General features: G+C 58.9%; 15 protein-coding genes and 1 pseudogene. 5 read left to right on the forward strand and 11 right to left on the reverse strand.

The window, feature by feature from the left end; translation table 11 throughout:
* Positions 1 to 6: 6 nt before the first annotated feature.
* From dapC to typA, 6 genes are all read right to left on the reverse strand, one after another.
* Positions 7 to 1134, reverse strand: coding sequence for a succinyldiaminopimelate transaminase (dapC, locus tag HMPREF3011_RS07050; RefSeq protein ID WP_070841324.1), 1128 nt, complete (start codon positions 1132 to 1134; stop codon positions 7 to 9).
* A 53-nt stretch (positions 1135 to 1187) separates the two neighbouring features.
* Positions 1188 to 1511 (reverse strand): ferredoxin, encoded by a 324-nt coding sequence (gene fdxA / locus HMPREF3011_RS07055; protein WP_005509435.1) that lies wholly within the window; start codon positions 1509 to 1511, stop codon positions 1188 to 1190.
* Between the two features lie 244 nt (positions 1512 to 1755).
* A complete protein-coding gene (locus HMPREF3011_RS07060) occupies positions 1756 to 2277 on the reverse strand; it encodes a hypothetical protein (RefSeq protein WP_070841325.1) in 522 nt (173 codons plus the stop codon).
* On the reverse strand, positions 2270 to 3223 hold the full coding sequence (gene mshB, locus HMPREF3011_RS07065) for an N-acetyl-1-D-myo-inositol-2-amino-2-deoxy-alpha-D-glucopyranoside deacetylase (protein ID WP_038628321.1): 954 nt from the start codon (positions 3221 to 3223) through the stop codon (positions 2270 to 2272). The genes HMPREF3011_RS07060 and mshB overlap by 8 nt, the downstream gene beginning before the upstream one ends.
* Before the next feature lie 8 nt (positions 3224 to 3231).
* Positions 3232 to 5376, reverse strand: coding sequence for an ABC transporter family substrate-binding protein (locus HMPREF3011_RS07070; RefSeq protein WP_070841326.1), 2145 nt, complete (start codon positions 5374 to 5376; stop codon positions 3232 to 3234).
* A gap of 83 nt (positions 5377 to 5459) precedes the next feature.
* Complete coding sequence (typA, locus tag HMPREF3011_RS07075) at positions 5460 to 7373, reverse strand: translational GTPase TypA (RefSeq protein ID WP_038628316.1); 1914 nt, start codon at positions 7371 to 7373, stop codon at positions 5460 to 5462.
* Positions 7374 to 8008: 635 nt separating this feature from the next.
* Here typA and HMPREF3011_RS07080 point away from each other — a divergent pair.
* The 5 genes and pseudogenes from HMPREF3011_RS07080 to HMPREF3011_RS11435 form a co-directional block, all read left to right on the forward strand.
* Positions 8009 to 8701: an Rv1157c family protein gene (locus tag HMPREF3011_RS07080; RefSeq protein WP_070841327.1), complete on the forward strand. Its 693-nt coding sequence runs from the start codon at positions 8009 to 8011 to the stop codon at positions 8699 to 8701.
* A gap of 96 nt (positions 8702 to 8797) precedes the next feature.
* The gene (locus HMPREF3011_RS07085) at positions 8798 to 9442 is read left to right on the forward strand and encodes a ribonuclease FAU-1 family protein (RefSeq protein WP_038628311.1); all 645 of its coding nucleotides are present in this window, start codon (positions 8798 to 8800) and stop codon (positions 9440 to 9442) included.
* A gap of 30 nt (positions 9443 to 9472) precedes the next feature.
* A complete protein-coding gene (locus HMPREF3011_RS07090) occupies positions 9473 to 10084 on the forward strand; it encodes a suppressor of fused domain protein (protein ID WP_070841328.1) in 612 nt (203 codons plus the stop codon).
* A 107-nt stretch (positions 10085 to 10191) separates the two neighbouring features.
* Complete coding sequence (locus HMPREF3011_RS07095) at positions 10192 to 10689, forward strand: hypothetical protein (RefSeq protein ID WP_038628306.1); 498 nt, start codon at positions 10192 to 10194, stop codon at positions 10687 to 10689.
* Between the two features lie 14 nt (positions 10690 to 10703).
* Positions 10704 to 10835 (forward strand): annotated as a pseudogene (locus tag HMPREF3011_RS11435) (amidohydrolase); the annotation flags it as partial.
* Between the two features lie 383 nt (positions 10836 to 11218).
* Here HMPREF3011_RS11435 and HMPREF3011_RS07100 read toward each other — a convergent pair.
* The 5 genes from HMPREF3011_RS07100 to HMPREF3011_RS07120 all read right to left on the reverse strand — a co-directional run.
* The gene (locus tag HMPREF3011_RS07100; RefSeq protein ID WP_038628303.1) at positions 11219 to 12403 is read right to left on the reverse strand and encodes an acyl-CoA dehydrogenase family protein; all 1185 of its coding nucleotides are present in this window, start codon (positions 12401 to 12403) and stop codon (positions 11219 to 11221) included.
* Positions 12404 to 12510: 107 nt separating this feature from the next.
* Positions 12511 to 13356 (reverse strand): YdcF family protein, encoded by an 846-nt coding sequence (locus tag HMPREF3011_RS11575; protein WP_070841329.1) that lies wholly within the window; start codon positions 13354 to 13356, stop codon positions 12511 to 12513.
* On the reverse strand, positions 13356 to 13871 hold the full coding sequence (locus HMPREF3011_RS07110; protein ID WP_049193649.1) for a nucleoside/nucleotide kinase family protein: 516 nt from the start codon (positions 13869 to 13871) through the stop codon (positions 13356 to 13358). The genes HMPREF3011_RS11575 and HMPREF3011_RS07110 overlap by 1 nt, the downstream gene beginning before the upstream one ends.
* A gap of 19 nt (positions 13872 to 13890) precedes the next feature.
* The gene (locus tag HMPREF3011_RS07115; protein ID WP_038628296.1) at positions 13891 to 14709 is read right to left on the reverse strand and encodes an energy-coupling factor transporter transmembrane component T family protein; all 819 of its coding nucleotides are present in this window, start codon (positions 14707 to 14709) and stop codon (positions 13891 to 13893) included.
* The coding region (locus HMPREF3011_RS07120) for an ATP-binding cassette domain-containing protein (protein ID WP_070841330.1) at positions 14706 to 15792 on the reverse strand (1087 nt) is incomplete at its 5' end. The genes HMPREF3011_RS07115 and HMPREF3011_RS07120, both read right to left, overlap by 4 nt.

Here is a 15792-nt window from a genome sequence, read left to right on the forward strand (position 1 = left end):
GCCGAGCTAGCCGCGAATGCGCGCCGCGGCCACTTCGATATCGTCGAGCGTCGCTGTGAGCCCCACCCGCACGTGCTGTGCACCCTTGGGGCCGTAGAAGCTACCCGGCGCGACCAGGATGCCGCGTTCGGCCAGCCAATCAACCGTCTGCCAGCAGTCTTCCCCGCGAGTAACCCACAGATAGAGCCCGCCCTCGGAGTCATCGACACGAAAACCTGCGGCTACCAGTGCATCCCGCAGAATCTCACGGCGGTCACTGTAACGCTGCTTTTGTTCGGCCTCGTGGGAGTCGTCGTTAAGCGCGGCAATCGTGGCGTGCTGGATGGGTCCCGGCATCATCAGTCCCATGTGACGGCGCACGGAAACCAGCTCGGCAATAAGGTCCGCATCGCCGGCGAACCAGCCGGTGCGGTACGACGCCATATTCGACGTCTTGGACAGTGAGTGGATAGCCAGCAGGTTGGTGAAATCACCGTCGCACACTCGCGGGTCGAGAATACTGACTGGCTGTTCAGTCCAACCGAGCCCCAGATAGCACTCGTCAGAGGCGATGATGACGTCCCGAGCACGAGCCCACTCAACCACCTTGCGCAGGTGTTCAACACCGAGGACCTTGCCGTTGGGGTTGCCCGGGGAATTGATGAACATCAGTGTCGGCGAGGCGGGGCCGATTTGCGTCAGCGAGTCCGCACGCAGCAGCTCAGCGCCTGCGATGCGAACGCCAACCTCGTAGGTGGGATATGCCAGCTCGGGGATGACGACGGTATGCCCCGCGCCCACACCGAGGAGGAAAGGAAGCCAGCCAATCGCTTCCTTGGTACCGATGACCGGAAGCACATTGCCGCCGTTGACCGCTGACTCCAGTCCCGTCACGCCGTAACGCCGCGCCATCGCTGCAACAATCGCCGCGCGTAACTCAGGCGTGCCGACGGTCTGAGGATAACCCGGTGCGGCAGCGCCTTCGGAAAGGCCCTGCCGGATTATCGAAGCGACTTCATCGACCGGTGTGCCGACCGAGAGATTCACCATGCCCTCTTCATGCGCAGCCGCAGTGGCTTTCGCCCGCGTGAGAGAATCCCACGGAAACTGAGGCAAAAGAGAACCGGGAGTTACGCGCTTGCGGGCAGCTGACATGGGCGGTGATGAAATCCTTCCCGGGAAAGAAATAGGTTTAGTCCTCTGTGGCTTTAGTCTTCTGCCTGTGGCGGCAGAGCTGCCACGAATGGCACATCGAAGTCCTGGGGGCCGAGCTTGGCGGCACCGCCTGGGGAACCCAGCTCATCGAACCAGTCGACATTGGCATCGATGAATTCAACCCACTCATCCGGAACATCGTCCTCATAGAAGATGGCCTCGACTGGGCAGACCGGTTCACAAGCGCCACAGTCCACGCACTCATCAGGATGAATGTAGAGCATGCGCTTGCCCTCGTAAATGCAGTCAACCGGGCACTCCTCGACACAGGCACGGTCGAGGACGTCAACACATGGCTGGGCAATGATGTAAGTCATGGTTTTAGGTTTAAGAACCTTTCTCACAAGATATGGGATGAGGCTTTCGCTATCTGTCGATTATGCCGTTCCAACGAGAAACAGAGCAAAATAGACAGAGCGGTATATTCAGATTGGAGTCTACACCCAACGTGGGTGTTGTTATCAACTAGCTCCAGAAAGATGCGCATTCATGCAGGCCTGCCCTGCATCAGTTCCCCACCGTCTCCTGCAGCATCGACTGCAGGTTCCGCTGCATTTTCCGTTAGAGTGCCCGCAGATGGCGCAGTGGCCAGGCACCGCCCAGCACACCGCAAACAAGCAGCAGAACTGTTCGCAACCACTGCCCCATTGCCAAATCACCACCGAAGGGCAGCACTGCCCACAGCAAAATGCCTGCAAAGCCCAGCACCCAGATGACAGTCGGAATCGCAGCTTTAGAACGATCACGAGTCCACAGCAACGCTGTATTGGTGATAACCAGATTGGCAATATAGGCCAACGGAATGGTCCACGGCAACGGAATAGCAACCGAGCCGATGGTAATCCACGCTCCGAGGAAAACTACCTCAATCACCAGCGCTGCCAGCGCAGCCAGCGACAGCCAGACCAGCGCTACCGTGACTTCCCCCTGATGGAAGTTCTCGCGTGGCTGCGAACGTTCCGGATCGCCCCAATAGCGCTCATCTCCAAACGTGCGCTTTTCAATACTCAAGCGCTCGTTTTTCAACTTTCCGCCAGCAGCGTTAATCAAGTCTTCGCTTTCGTGAGGTTGAAAGTCACTCATCGTCCGCACTCCCCTCCGCCGCCAGATCCACGCCCGGTACCGACTCGACGCTCGCTACCGGCTCCGACAGTAATCGGATATTCACCAGCTCCCCTAGCGCTTCCATGGACGCAGCGGTCGCCGTACCAAAACGGTATGCCTCAGTCGGCGTCACCGGTTGACACAGCAAATTGGAAAACGCCCAGACGGCTCGCGCACGACCAGAGCCATCGGTCTGCCCATAGACAGCATCCGGATTGACCTCGCTGACGGAACCATCGGCGAACCACACCTGCGTCGCATGCGCGCGCATGGCCTCAACCTTGGCAGCCACAGCGGCGTCATCCAGCTGAACCTCGAAATGGCCAGTCACGGTGGCGAAGTCGTCGATATCGCACGACTGCCAGCTCTCCGGTACCACGGTAATGGCATCCAGCCCCGCCGCCATTGCCTCACGATCGGTGACCGCCCACAGCGTCGGAAAGCGATTTCCGCACGCCGCGACAGTGATATCGTGCGCACGAATGTGGTCCGGATGCCCATAGCCACCATCAGCATCGTAGGTAATGACCAGGTCTGGCTGCAGCTCATCGAGGATGGTGCGAAGCTGGGCGACCGCCTCATCACCTGAGTTCACGAACGCACGGGGATGCTCATTGCCCTTGTCACCGGCCATACCGGAGTCACGCCAACGCCCGGCACCACCGAGGAACCGCGGCGCATTTTCTGGAGCATTGGCCCCAAGCGCACGCAGCGCCGAGCGCAACTCGGCGACGCGGAAACCGCCCAACTGGTCGGCTTCATCAGCAACTAGCCCCTGGTACGGCGCGCCGATGACCTCTCCCAGCTCGCCCATCGTGCAGGTCACTACGCTTACCGACGCTCCGGACCGCGCGGCAGCCGCAATCAAACCACCTGTCCAAATGGACTCGTCATCTGGATGTGCGTGAACAAAAAGTAACTTCACGGACTTTCTTACTTCCCCTTGTTCTCCTGGTCGACGTTATCGCGGCCATCTTGGTTCTGCCCCGAACCGTCCTGCTCTGTATCTTCGCGCGGATCATCTCCCGGCTGAGAATTCTCAGACGATTCTCGAACCCCACTCTGTGTCGAGACACGGCGAACCTCGCCCAGAACACCGAGGCGGCCCAACACTGGGTCATCGGTCCACTGCGAAGAGTCCCTCCTCCCGGTAGTTGTAATTTCCGGGCTGACCACCGTCAGCAAGCCGTCTTTCACCAAGGTCAGCTCGATACTGTGGCCAGCAATGATATCGGCGAGTTCAGCGGGCAACGCAGAACTGTCGGGAGCGAGCAGTTCATCAATCTGTGGGTCACAAAGACCGGAGAGATTCTCGCTCCGAGCAGCCGATTTCGGAGCAACTGGTACTCCATTTAGGTCAGCCGGCTCCGCTGAGGTAGAAGATTTGGACTGCTCAGATGGTGTTGTCCCGTCCAACGAGCCCTGCTCTTCAGCACTCTTTTCCCGATCTCTACTTGGCGCAGGCTTTGTCGAACTGTCGACACGCTCAGAATCAGACTCGGACTCAGACTCAGCAGCCGACTCTGCGCCCGCTTCGTCCAGGTCCTTCGGCGGCAGCGAGCTGACCGAGCCTTCCGTACACGTATAGCGTTCCCGGGCCGCCTGGACAGAATTGGGCTGCTCTGCCCATGCCACCACGGCATCGACAGTTCCGTAGGGCAACGAAGACCGCAGCATGTCCGCTGGAGAATACGAAACAACGGTGGCGGGGATACCAGCTGCAGTCAACTGGTCAGCGACCGCAAAAGCCGCAGCGCGTGCCGCTATACCGTCGCTAATGATGCCAATTCGTAGCGGATTGTCCTCAGTAAAACCAGCCTGTGGTGTCTCGGATCGCTCCTGGTCACCACCGTCACCAGAACCACCCGCAATTCGGCGGCCGGTGGCCACCTCTGAGACCTCTGCAACGTTGATGCTGCTCAGAATGGCCCGGCGGACGGACTCGTCGGCAAGCCTGTTCGACGCGAGATTGGTACTGAAAACCAGTTCCCGGTTTGGCTCATGGAAAAACTCAGCAACACCGGGGACCAGACCATACGTCAGCTCAGATGTCTCCGTAGGACGGACCTGCACAGCCTGGATCTGCTTCGAACGCAGTTGCTCCGCACCATCAATGGCACTACGCATGGCACGCAGCGTAATAATCTCCGAGGCCGCTGGCTGCTCACCCCAGTATCGGTCATTTCGAACCAGCCGAATAATGTTGCGGCCGACATCCATCGACTCGACGGTGTACTGCCCACCGGAAGCCGGGAAACGACTGGCCAGCCCTTCGGAAAAACCATCAGTGTTCGACCGCATCAGATGCGCTGGCAAGAGATGCGCAAACAGGCGCTGCCAATGCGTAATCGGCTGAGTGAACGTCACGTCAATCTGATGGCCCCCGTCAGAGACATCAATGGATTTAATCAGCTCATAGGTCGCTGTATCCAACGATCCTGGAGTGGACGTGACTTGGGTATGCAGATAGCGGAAGTCCTCGCCGCTAATCGGCGTGCCATCGCTCCACTGCGCCCCCTTTCGAATGCGGTAGCGGACATGCTCTGCCGCTACCGTCGGATCCGTGATATCAACATCGGCTGCTTTCCAGCCTCCAGCTCCATTACTGGTGTCGCCGTCTTTGCTGTCATCATTCCTGATGACCTGCACGGAATCCAATAAATCGGAGTTGAGCAGCCACTGGGGAGCACCTGCCAAACGGGCATTGGCAGCGTTATCCACCACTCCGGGAGCTTGCGCGGAGGCAGTAGCGTCACCAGCCTCGCCCTCAACTGGCGCGGGGGTGAAAACACTGGGCAGTGTCAGTCGCGCTACCAGGCTGGTCACTGGGGAGACGTCGGCAAGCAAATGCGGATTGAAGCCTTCGACAAACTCGTCGACACCAACCGTGACTTCACGCATCTTTTTAGCCTGGTCAGCGGTGTCTTCCTGCTGTACCGGCACTTCCTGCTGCCCGGGCACAGTCGGAGCGTCGGACGGGCGAGCCATGCACGAGGACGCCAAAGCCGCCGTCACGCAGAGTGTCGATGCTACGAAAAATCGACGAGAAGCTGCGTGACGACGGCTGCGAATAAACATATTCACGAGATTACTCGACACCTGGCCGAGTCAGTTACCCCGAGACTGGTTTTCCAGGTCGCCCAGTCCCCTAGTAACCCGAATTACTTCTTATTCATTGCCTTCGCGCGAGAACGGGCGCGAGCGCGATCGGTGGCGCTGAGGATCTGCTTGCGTACGCGAATGCCCTCCGGGGTGACCTCAACACACTCGTCAGCGCCACAGAACTCCATAGCCTCATCGAGGGAGAGCTTGTGAGCCTTCTCCAGGGTCACGGTCGCATCAGCCGAGGCTGCGCGCATATTCGTCAGCTTCTTTTCCTTGGTGATGTTGATGTCCATGTCCTCATCACGCGGATTCTGGCCAACGACCATGCCCTCATAGGCCTGGTCACCCGGCTCGACGAAGAAAGTACCGCGGTCAGAAAGCTGAATCAGCGCGTAAGCGGTGATCTGGCCGGTACGGTCAGCCACCAGCGAACCAGTCGGGCGGTCCTTAATCTCGCCTGCCCACTCGCCATAACCTGCCGAGTAGTGGTTGGCGATACCGGTGCCCTTGGTCTCCGTCATGAAAGTGGTGCGGAAGCCAATCAGACCGCGGGACGGAATGAGGAACTCCATGCGCACCCAACCGGTGCCCTGGTTACCCATCTGTTCCATGCGTCCCTTACGAGCCGCCATCAGCTGGGTGACCGCACCCAGGTGCTCTTCTGGAACATCGATGGTCAAGTGCTCGTACGGCTCTTCAACCTTGCCATCGACGGTCTTGGTCACAACCTGCGGCTTACCGACGGTCAGCTCAAAGCCTTCACGGCGCATGGTTTCAACCAGGACGGACAGCGCCATTTCACCACGGCCCTGCACCTCCCAGGCATCCGGGCGTTCGGTCGGCAGCACGCGCAGCGAGACGTTACCGATCAGCTCCTGGTCCAGGCGGGCCTTGACCATACGAGCGGTCAGCTTATCGCCACCACCCTGGCCTGCCAGTGGCGAGGTGTTCACACCGATCGTCATGGAGATTGCCGGCTCATCGACCAGAATGCGTGGCAGCGGATCCGGGTGCTCAGCATCACAGAGAGAGTCACCGATCATGACCTCATCGATACCGGAGATAGCAGCGATGTCACCTGCAATGGCCTCTTCAGCAGGAACACGGGTCACACCGACGGTACGCAACAGCTCCGCGACCTTCGCGTTCTTGATGTGCTCATTGCCATCAGAGTCATAGTGAATCCACGAAATCTGCTGTCCCTTGCGGATACGGCCCTTGTGAATACGAATCAGGCCAATTCGACCAAGGAAGGAGCTGGAGTCCAGGTTAGTAACCTGCGCCTGCAGCGGGGCATCAATCTCAGCGGACGGCTCCGGGAGCACCTCGGTGATGACGTCGAACAGCGGCTGCAGGTTCTCAGACTCCGGCAAGTTGCCGTTACCCGGGTTCTCCGTCGAAGCCTTACCGGCACGACCGGAAGCATAGAGAACCGGCAGCTCAAGGTTGCGCTCTGCGACCTCAGCAGCTTCCGGGTCTTCCAGGGTAGAGGCTAGCTCTAGCAGCAGATCCTGGGCTTCCTCAACAACCTCGTCGATACGCGCATCTGGACGGTCGGTCTTGTTGACCACAATGATGACTGGCATGGACGCAGCCAGGGCCTTGCCCAGCACGAAGCGAGTCTGTGGCAACGGACCTTCGGAAGAGTCAATCAGCAGCACGACGCCGTCAACCATGGACAGCGCTCGCTCCACCTCACCACCGAAGTCGGCGTGGCCAGGGGTGTCAATGACGTTGATGATGAGATCTTCGCCGTTCTTGCCCTCACCTTTTCGGCGAATAGCGGTGTTCTTCGCCAAGATGGTGATGCCCTTTTCCTTTTCAAGGTCACCAGAGTCCATCACTCGGTCTGCAACTTCTTCGTGGTCGCTGAAAACGCCGGACTGCTCCAGCATGGCGTTCACGAGAGTGGTCTTGCCATGGTCGACGTGCGCGACAATGGCGACATTACGGAACTCGGTATCGCTCACAGGCGGATAGCTCCTAACAAGCTAAGAGGACTAAAAGAAAAAGATACGGCCTTGCCCTAAAGGACTGTCTTTGCGACTGTCTTTAACGCCCCGCATCAACGCGTAATAAAGCGTTCTACAGTGTACTCCTTCTTAATGGCCCTGCACATCTGGCAGAGCTTCTCGCAACCCCGAGCACCTATCCGTCATGCAAAGTGGCATTGCCGCGCCGCCCCTAGGCATAAATTACCCCCTTGCTGCCCCCCCGCTTTACCGACAGCCATAACGGCATATCCGCCCACACCACAACGCTTCACGACGACAATCTCTCAGCCCGCCATGTGATAGATGTGACCAAATGCCATAGTTGTAACCCCACGGGATGAGACTTGACTTCACCCGCCTACACGCTGCGAAACGCCATTAACCCCATAAGCATGCAGTGTGCCTCAATTTTCACAATCATCTCTTTCTACACCTTTATCCACTCTGGTTGACTTGCGACACGCGGGAACCCGTGCGTTAATCTCCTGAGAAGATTCTGAACATTTCTTTTTCAAATCTTTCCAATTCACGTTGGAGTCGTTCTAAGATGAGCAACGATTCCGAAATTTTGATTCCGACTCCAATAGCCCACGAATGAGAGGTACTTCACCGTGGTTTCGACTGGACGCTCCTTCCTGCGCCGTGCCGCAGCGACCTTGGGTGCAGCTGCAATTCTCACTGCGGGCATGACTCCCGCCGCTTCTGCTTCCCCCTCGCTGGACTCCCTGAACATCGCTTCGCCGGATCTTTACGGCAACGCGCGCGACATCATTAACTCCCCAGGCGTTCCTGAGGAAATTTCAAGCGCACTGAACAAGGGAATTGACTTCCTGACTGGCGAGGGCGATGGCGAGCCGGGCTTCAAGGTTCCGGAAGGCGCCCCGAAGACCAACCAGTTCCTGCTGCCGACCGTGGCTGACAAGTGCATCGGTGGCGAAAGCCGCTCCATCGGTATGGCCACCTCCGTTCCGGGTCCGGCTGCCCTGCCGCTGCCTGGCGTTCCGGAGAACCAGCTTGGCTTCGTCTTCACTGGCCTGGGCACCAAGCAGCTGGCTAAGGAACAGAACACCGAGATGAACGTCTACTGGGTCAACGTTGCCAACGGCAAGTACGGCAAGACCACCCTGCAGAACAACGGTATTAACGCCGAGGAGGGCCCGGGCGCTGTCAACGGCACCGCTGACACGGGCAAGGGCTTGGTCATCGCTGTCATGCAGGGCGGTATCACCACTCAGGAAGAGCCTGGTCCGACCAACTGCAGCTACACCCCGACCGCCGGTGTCTTCCCGGTCGGCCTGAACTAAGTTTTTCTAGTTCTCCCCTAGCCCTTTTTGCATCACGTATGCAGAAAGGGCTTTTCTATGCCCAAAAAGGCAGCACCCACACGTTAAGGTATTCGCATGTCCACTTCACCGGCCACTTCGGCTTCGACCGCGGCAGCTCCTGCACTCTCCCCGATTCACTCGAGTCAGGACACACATCCTCCAAAAGTCGAGACCTTTGACCTACGTGAAATGGTCAACACCGACCCCAAGGGCTTTCAGCGCAAAGTCGACGAGTTCCGAGCTCTCACGCCCAGCCGCCTCTATATGCGCCGTGGGATGGATCATCCAAAGTTTGGATATCTTGAGTCATTCCTGCTTGCCGACGAGGGGTTGCGCATCAGCATTTATCACTTCCGCCCGGGCGTGAAGGTGGAACACCAACGCTACGTCGATATTGTCAGCATCGACCGGACTGATCCGCAGTGCTGGCGTATGACCGATTTGTATCTCGACATCCTGCAGGCACCGACCGCCCCTGAGGCCATAGCTCCCCTACCTGTCGATGCGGCCACACAGATTCGAGTTGAAGATGTCGACGAGCTCGTCGCGGCCCACACTCAGGGACTGATTAGCGATGAACTCACCGAGTTCGCTATCGAGACCACGCTGACTGCACGCGCCGCAATCGCTGCACACGGTGACAACATTGATGCGTGGATGCAGACTTTGAACCTCGAAGCGACGTGGGCTGACGCTGTTGAGCTTTCGCCTGCAGCCTAGAACTACCACCTCAACAAAGGAGTACCGTTCGTGTTCGATAACTTAACCGGCCCCATCCCTCCCGCCGGCCCTGATGGCAATGCGATTATCAAAGCCGTCCGAGCGGCATTTACCTCCTACTTTGAAGAGTCCAACCCCGGCGAAGCCCAGCTGACCTTCCTCGGCTCTGCTCCGCTGAAGATGCTGCGCTTCGGACCTGACACAGGCCGGATTGTCACCTACGCAACACTCGGTTGCAGTGCCGAGGCAATGCAAGATCCGTCCGCAATGGTGGTGGACACCAACTCTGGCCCGCGTGCCGAGCTCATCTTGCCTATTCGTGGTGGTCTGGACGAAGTCATCCGCCCGCTGGGTATTCTTGCCGCTTCCCCAAGCATCGAAGGCCTCATCCTCACCGAGGGTGCACTTATCGACTTCGGCCAGCCACTGTGGGATCAATCGCGCTTCACCGGTTTTGTGCTGATCAAGGCAGAAATCCCGCCGGTCGTGGTAGAGGAAACCGAAGTCACGATCTTCCAGCCAGTCCCGGCCACAACCAACGAATTTGCCCTTGCTCGCGCTAAGGGCGTTGACGAACTGCGTCGCGTGTGGGAAACCCAAGGTGTCGACTTCACCGACCCGTACCGCACCAGCGCTGTATAAAAGTTAGCTTTTTCGACGGTTGCCGATTATCTGCTCGTCGGCAAGCGATAAGTGCAACCTAGCAGTGACGTTTCGCGCCGAGACAGCGTGGTTTAGAGTGTGGAGTTATGGTAGTCAATTCGGCTAAAGACGTTCCTTACCATGCGGCGCAGTCCTTTAGGTGGTGGCGGCTGGCGGTATATTCTTACGTCCCGGCGCTACTCCTCACCGTGGTCAGTTCCCTATTGAAATGGGATGCGACTGTTACGGAAGCGGCAAAGGCCAACAACATCGAGATTTCTGCTGCTCAGACCAGCTTGGCTGTGAGCTTCGCGTTTGCAATTATCGCGCAGACGGCAACGGCGATTGCGTGCTGGTGGCTTGCTGGCAAACTCCTTGAAGGATCGACTGCAGCGCGCACGGTGCTGTCCGTGGCAGCGGCAGTTTTTGTCATTAATGCATCAATGACTCTGGTCGGAACGATTTCCCAGTTGCGCTCCGGAGACTCATCGGTGCTCGGTTTGATTACAGCTGGCCTGCTGATTGTTGCCTCTATCATCGCCGCAACTGCAACCGTCCAGTCCTACCGTGGCGAGCGAAACCAGAAGTTCTTTGTGACGACGTAGGCAGCTCTTAGTGACTCGGCGGCTTCGCGGATGAGAGCAGCGCTGTTGGCAACCACAACCCAGCTTTCGCCCCTGACCTCCAACCCACTCTTGACCGGGGAGTAGAGGCAATCGTTGTAGCTACCTGTGCTTGGTTGGCGAAATGAGGGTGTGATTAGCGAGGCTGATGCGTGCGGCTGCTGGCGAGCTGGTGGATGGTGTGGTGCCGGACTCGTGCGGGACGGCCGAAAACCTGGGGTTAAGAGACAAACCTAACCCCGGCCACACGCCGACCGGACATGCTTCTTGCTACTTATCCCAAAAACTTACGGGCTGCAAATGTGAAACTGTGCGAGTTTATGACATTTTGAAGCCGTTTTTCGGGCCATTTTTGTCATAGACGCAGTCAGTAACTCGCATTGGCTCGCGGTCGCCAAACATAAACGCAGTCAGTAACTCGCATTGGGGTTAATAGACAAATTCTGGGTGATGTGGTGGCGTGAAAAAAGCCCCCGCCTTGATAGCGAGGGCTTAGCGTTTGCACTGGTGACTAGCGCTTCTGAGCGTCTGCGAGAATCTGGCGACCTGCGACCATGCGGCAAATCTGGTTGGTGCCCTCGTAGATCTGGGTGATCTTGGCGTCACGCATCATGCGCTCAACCGGGAAGTCACGGGTGAAGCCGTAACCACCGAGCAGCTGCACAGCGTCAGTGGTGACCTGCATAGCAACGTCGGAGGCGAAAGCCTTGGCGTTTGCGGCCATCATGCCCAGGCGAGCGCCGCCCTCAGCAGTGCCACGCTCAGCGTTAGCGGCTGCGGTGTAGACCATGAGACGAGCAGCGTCAATCTTCATACGCATGTCAGCCAGCATGAACTGGGTGTTCTGGAAAGCAGCAATCGGCTTGCCGAACTGCTGACGCTCCTGCACGTAACCAACGGCGTAGTCGTAAGCACCCTGCGCAATACCCAGTGCCTGTGCACCAATGGTCGGGCGGGTGTGGTCCAGGGTCTCCAGGGCGGTCTTGAAACCAGTGCCCTCTTCACCGATGATGCGGTCAGCCGGGATACGGCAGTTTTCGAAGTACAGCTCCGCGGTCGGGGAGCCCTTGATGCCCAGCTTGTGCTCCAGGCCACCGACGCGGAAGCCCTCGTCGTCCTTGTGAACCATGAATGCGGAGATGCCGTTGGCACCCTTCTCCGGGTCGGTGACAGCCATGACGGTGTACCAAGTGGAGCGGCCACCGTTGGTGATGAAGCACTTGGAGCCGTTGAGGACCCACTCATCGCCCTCACGGACAGCGCGGGTCTTCATGGACCCGGCATCCGAACCAGCCTCGCGCTCAGTCAGCGCGTAGGAAGCCATTTCACCGTTGGCGATGTCCGGCAGGACCTTGCTCTTCAGCTCGTCGGAGCCCTTGAGGATCAGGCCCATGGTGCCCAGCTTGTTCACAGCGGGGATAAGGGAGGAGGAGCCACAGACGCGAGCAACTTCCTCAATGACGATGCAGGCCGCAACCGAGTCCGCACCCTGACCACCGAACTGCTCCGGCACGTGGACGGCGTTGAAGCCAGCCTCGTTGAGAGCCTTCAGGGCCTCCTCCGGGAAACGCTCATTCTCATCGACGTCCGCTGCGTACGGAGCAATCTGCTTCTCCGCCAGATCACGGATAACGGCGCGGAGCTCCTGGTGCTCCTCTGGCAGCTGGAACAGGTCGAATCCTGGGGTCAAAGCCATGTGGGTGTTCCTCCCGATTTAATGATTCCGATGTCGTGTTCGATATCGCGCTCTACGCATTTCTACGTAGCACTATCACCGCACGACGTAATTATCTTCGTTTGATACTAATGGCTAACACTTTGTTGCACCCGCGAAATTCGTAAAATTCTCGCGTTGCCGCGCGGCGCCCACAGAATAAACTGCGCTAGGAATTCTCGCAGCAGCGATGTCGCCCAGTACCTTAACGGCGTATAGGCTCCGACGACACACCAGGATTCCAGCCCCCGTTCGCGCACGAGCTTCGCTACCCGTGGCGCATGAAAATCACTGGTCACAACAACCGTTCCAGCGCTCAACGCACCGTCCATGCCGCGCATCAACTCGCACGCATAGTCAATGTTTTCCGACGTATTCGTCGATTGGTCCTCGGCAATCAACTCGATGTCGCCACGCTTTACGACGTCCCCAGCGTTCGCCTCCAACCACTCCGCCATGGCATCCGCTTCGGAACTGATGGCATCTGTCACCGCTTCACTGCCGCGCCCACCGGAGCAGATGATTCGCTCGGTGCGCTCATCACACGCTGCTACTGCCCGCTGCAATCTTTTGGCCAGCAGGGCCGAGGGCCGATTGTTCTTCAATGCGCATCCCAGCACAATCACGGTGTGTGGCGGTACAGTTGGCTTTTTGGCAGCACATCGAAGGCGAACGGCCTCGAAAACTATCGCTGCGGCTCCTGGTACTGCGAGGCCGGCGAGCAGGGGCGTCGTCAAGCGATGCGATGCGCGGGCGTAATAGGCGCGGTAGCTGGCCAGCGTCCACGCGGCACCGACTGCGGGAAGAACCCACCGTGGAGGTCTGCGATTGGGCAGGCGTGGTGGGCGTAGCTCCGAACTAGCGGCGACACGTAGTCCGCCGACGAGGAGCATGGAACCGAAGCTTGCACCGAGGCACGCGAGCGTTTTTCTCATCAGAGCTTCCACGTTAACTGTTCTGGGACGTTGATAGTCCAGTCGACGAGCTGTTGCGGATTGTGCTTGGCCATGTGCTGAGATTCCTGCTCGGCCCACATGTCCCAGTGTTCCTCGAAGTGGTCGTCGCGAGCCATGGCGCGGGCAAAGCGAGTCTGCGTGTCCAGCTCTACCCAGACTCCCCACGCGTTGCCGTCGCCGATGGCACGGGCAGCGGCAAGATTAGCTTCAGTGACAGCGCCGCAGCCTTCGACGATGAGAGAGCTGTCCGGTGGCGTGGGTACCCACTCGGCGAATTCACTGGCGTACCAGTCCCAACGGCGATAACCACGCTCATCGGCCGGTAGCGCGGGGTTCAAAATGGTCTCCGCGACTGCGGCCGATGCTTTCTGCAGGCCGGACCAGCCCGGATAGACATCCTCCAAGTGGATAACTGGCCAGCCGAGGATACTGTGCAACTTTGCCGAAAAGGTGGTTTTGCCACTGCCGGAACGGCCGTCGATAAGCAGAATCATCGTGATTGAAACGCCTTTACTACGCCACGCCCAGGAAGCGGAACTCCCCGGCCCACACGGAAATACCGATTGCTGCGACGGCGATGGCGAGGCAGGCGGCCATGGTGACATAGTCACGCGCGGCCAATGTCGAGGTATGCCACCATGTGCGCTTAATCGGTGCGCCAAAGCCGCGGGCTTCCATGGCGGTGGCCAGCTTGGTGCCGCGGCGCAGCGCAAACACCAGCAGAGCGAACACCTGGGAAATAGTGCGGCGAATTGCGCCGTGGTCACCCAAACCGCGTGCGCGACGGGCTCGGGTCAGCGCCTGCCAATCACTGATGAACAGACCGACGAGCCGCAGACTCGCCACCGTTGCCAGCACAAACCGGCTGGGCAGCTTGAGAACCTGCGCCAGCCCATTGCCCAGATCGGTGGGATCGATATTAGCTGTCAGCACGATAACTGGAGTACCGATAGCCAGCACACGCAACATGATCGCGATGGCCAGGGAAATGGAATTATCCGTCACATGCGCAAGCAGAAAGGAGAAATACTCTTTGCCCTCCGGGTTGCCGTAGAGCGCCATCGAGATGCCCGAGATGGGCGCGGCGATAAGAAGCGGCAGGCTGCGTCCTAGAAAACGACGAAAACCCAAACCCGACAGTGGCACCAAGAAAAGCGTGCAGACAAGTGCCACCACTGCGGAGACCCAGTCGATGGAAATCAGCAGCGGTGTGGTGAGCAAGAATAGGCCCAGAACTCTCGCCACCGGGTTGACCGTCGCGAGGAAAGGCTGCTTGCTCTGCTCGGCGCTCTGCGTACCTTCAGCCGTACCGGCGGAACCGACTTCAGTCACGATTTCCCTCCTACTTCGCCCTGGCCGCGCGAACCGCTATTGCTGCTCGGACCGGCCTGCTCCCCCGAACCACGCTGTCCCGGCGCCGCACGGCCTGACCGCTCCGGATGAAACGCATCCATGTCGACGACGTAGTCCCCCATTGCTTGGACCACCAACGGATCGTGGGTAATCGAAATAACAGTTCGACCGTCGTCTGCAAGTTGGCGAAGCAAAGTGAGCAGCTCGGTGAATGTCCGGCGGTCTTGGCCGAAGGTCGGTTCGTCGAGAAGCACAATATCCGGCGCTGTCGCCAGCATGGTCGCCACCGACAGACGTCGCTTCTCACCGCCGGAAAGCGAGAATGGATTCGCCTTGGTCAGGGCGGTTAGTCGCAGCCGCTCAAGTAACTCCTCGATGCGCTGATCAGCGTTGACACCGACAAGCTTGGGGCCAAGCTGCAACTCTTCCAGCACTGTGCCGGTGACGAATTGATGCTCGGGGTCCTGGAATACCGTGCCAATCCGAGTAGCCAACCTCTTCGATGGCCATTTCCACGGCGCGCTACCGCTGCCTGCCACTTGGACCGTGCCCGCCATCGGCTCAAGCAGACCGCCGAGCGTCAGCGCTAACGTGGACTTGCCGCTGCCATTGTGACCAACAATGCAGGTGGAAGCTTGAGATGGGATTGAAATTGATACACCGCGAGCAATCGGTTCAACAGTTTCGCCACCGCTGAACCAGGACTTCTTCGCGCCATAGCCGATGGCCAACTCGCGGGTTTCAATCGCGATGTCACCGCTAGGGTGCCCGTCCTGGTCGCAGGCAACGGAACGGGCGCCCGGCAGCGCGGGCGGCGCATTCGGAATCCACACCCCAGCATCCGTCAGAGCCTGTCCGTGGTCTTCCAAGACTCGATGAGGCGCACCATCGGCAATCACACCTTCGCGGCCCAGCACGATGATGCGGTCAACCACATCGACCCACGCATCCACTCGATGCTCGACCACGATCAGCGCCGCACCGGTTCTCTCCGCCGCGGTAATCGCCGCATCGCGCAGTACCGGCACACCGGCCGGATCGATGTTGGCCGTCGGCTCGTCC

This window comes from Corynebacterium sp. HMSC074C04 (genome assembly GCF_001838295.1).
Taxonomy (GTDB): Bacteria; Actinomycetota; Actinomycetes; order Mycobacteriales; family Mycobacteriaceae; genus Corynebacterium; species Corynebacterium amycolatum.

Coding starts and splice junctions, on each gene's coding strand:
- HMPREF3011_RS07100 (WP_038628303.1), bottom strand. CDS start 12,403: ATGGCTTTGACCCCAGGATTCGACCTGTTCCAGCTGCCAGAGGAGCAC.
- HMPREF3011_RS07085 (WP_038628311.1), top strand. CDS start 8,798: ATGTCCACTTCACCGGCCACTTCGGCTTCGACCGCGGCAGCTCCTGCA.
- HMPREF3011_RS07110 (WP_049193649.1), bottom strand. CDS start 13,871: ATGATTCTGCTTATCGACGGCCGTTCCGGCAGTGGCAAAACCACCTTT.
- dapC (WP_070841324.1), bottom strand. CDS start 1,134: ATGTCAGCTGCCCGCAAGCGCGTAACTCCCGGTTCTCTTTTGCCTCAG.
- fdxA (WP_005509435.1), bottom strand. CDS start 1,511: ATGACTTACATCATTGCCCAGCCATGTGTTGACGTCCTCGACCGTGCC.
- HMPREF3011_RS07070 (WP_070841326.1), bottom strand. CDS start 5,376: ATGTTTATTCGCAGCCGTCGTCACGCAGCTTCTCGTCGATTTTTCGTA.
- HMPREF3011_RS11575 (WP_070841329.1), bottom strand. CDS start 13,356: ATGAGAAAAACGCTCGCGTGCCTCGGTGCAAGCTTCGGTTCCATGCTC.
- HMPREF3011_RS07060 (WP_070841325.1), bottom strand. CDS start 2,277: ATGAGTGACTTTCAACCTCACGAAAGCGAAGACTTGATTAACGCTGCT.
- HMPREF3011_RS07095 (WP_038628306.1), top strand. CDS start 10,192: ATGGTAGTCAATTCGGCTAAAGACGTTCCTTACCATGCGGCGCAGTCC.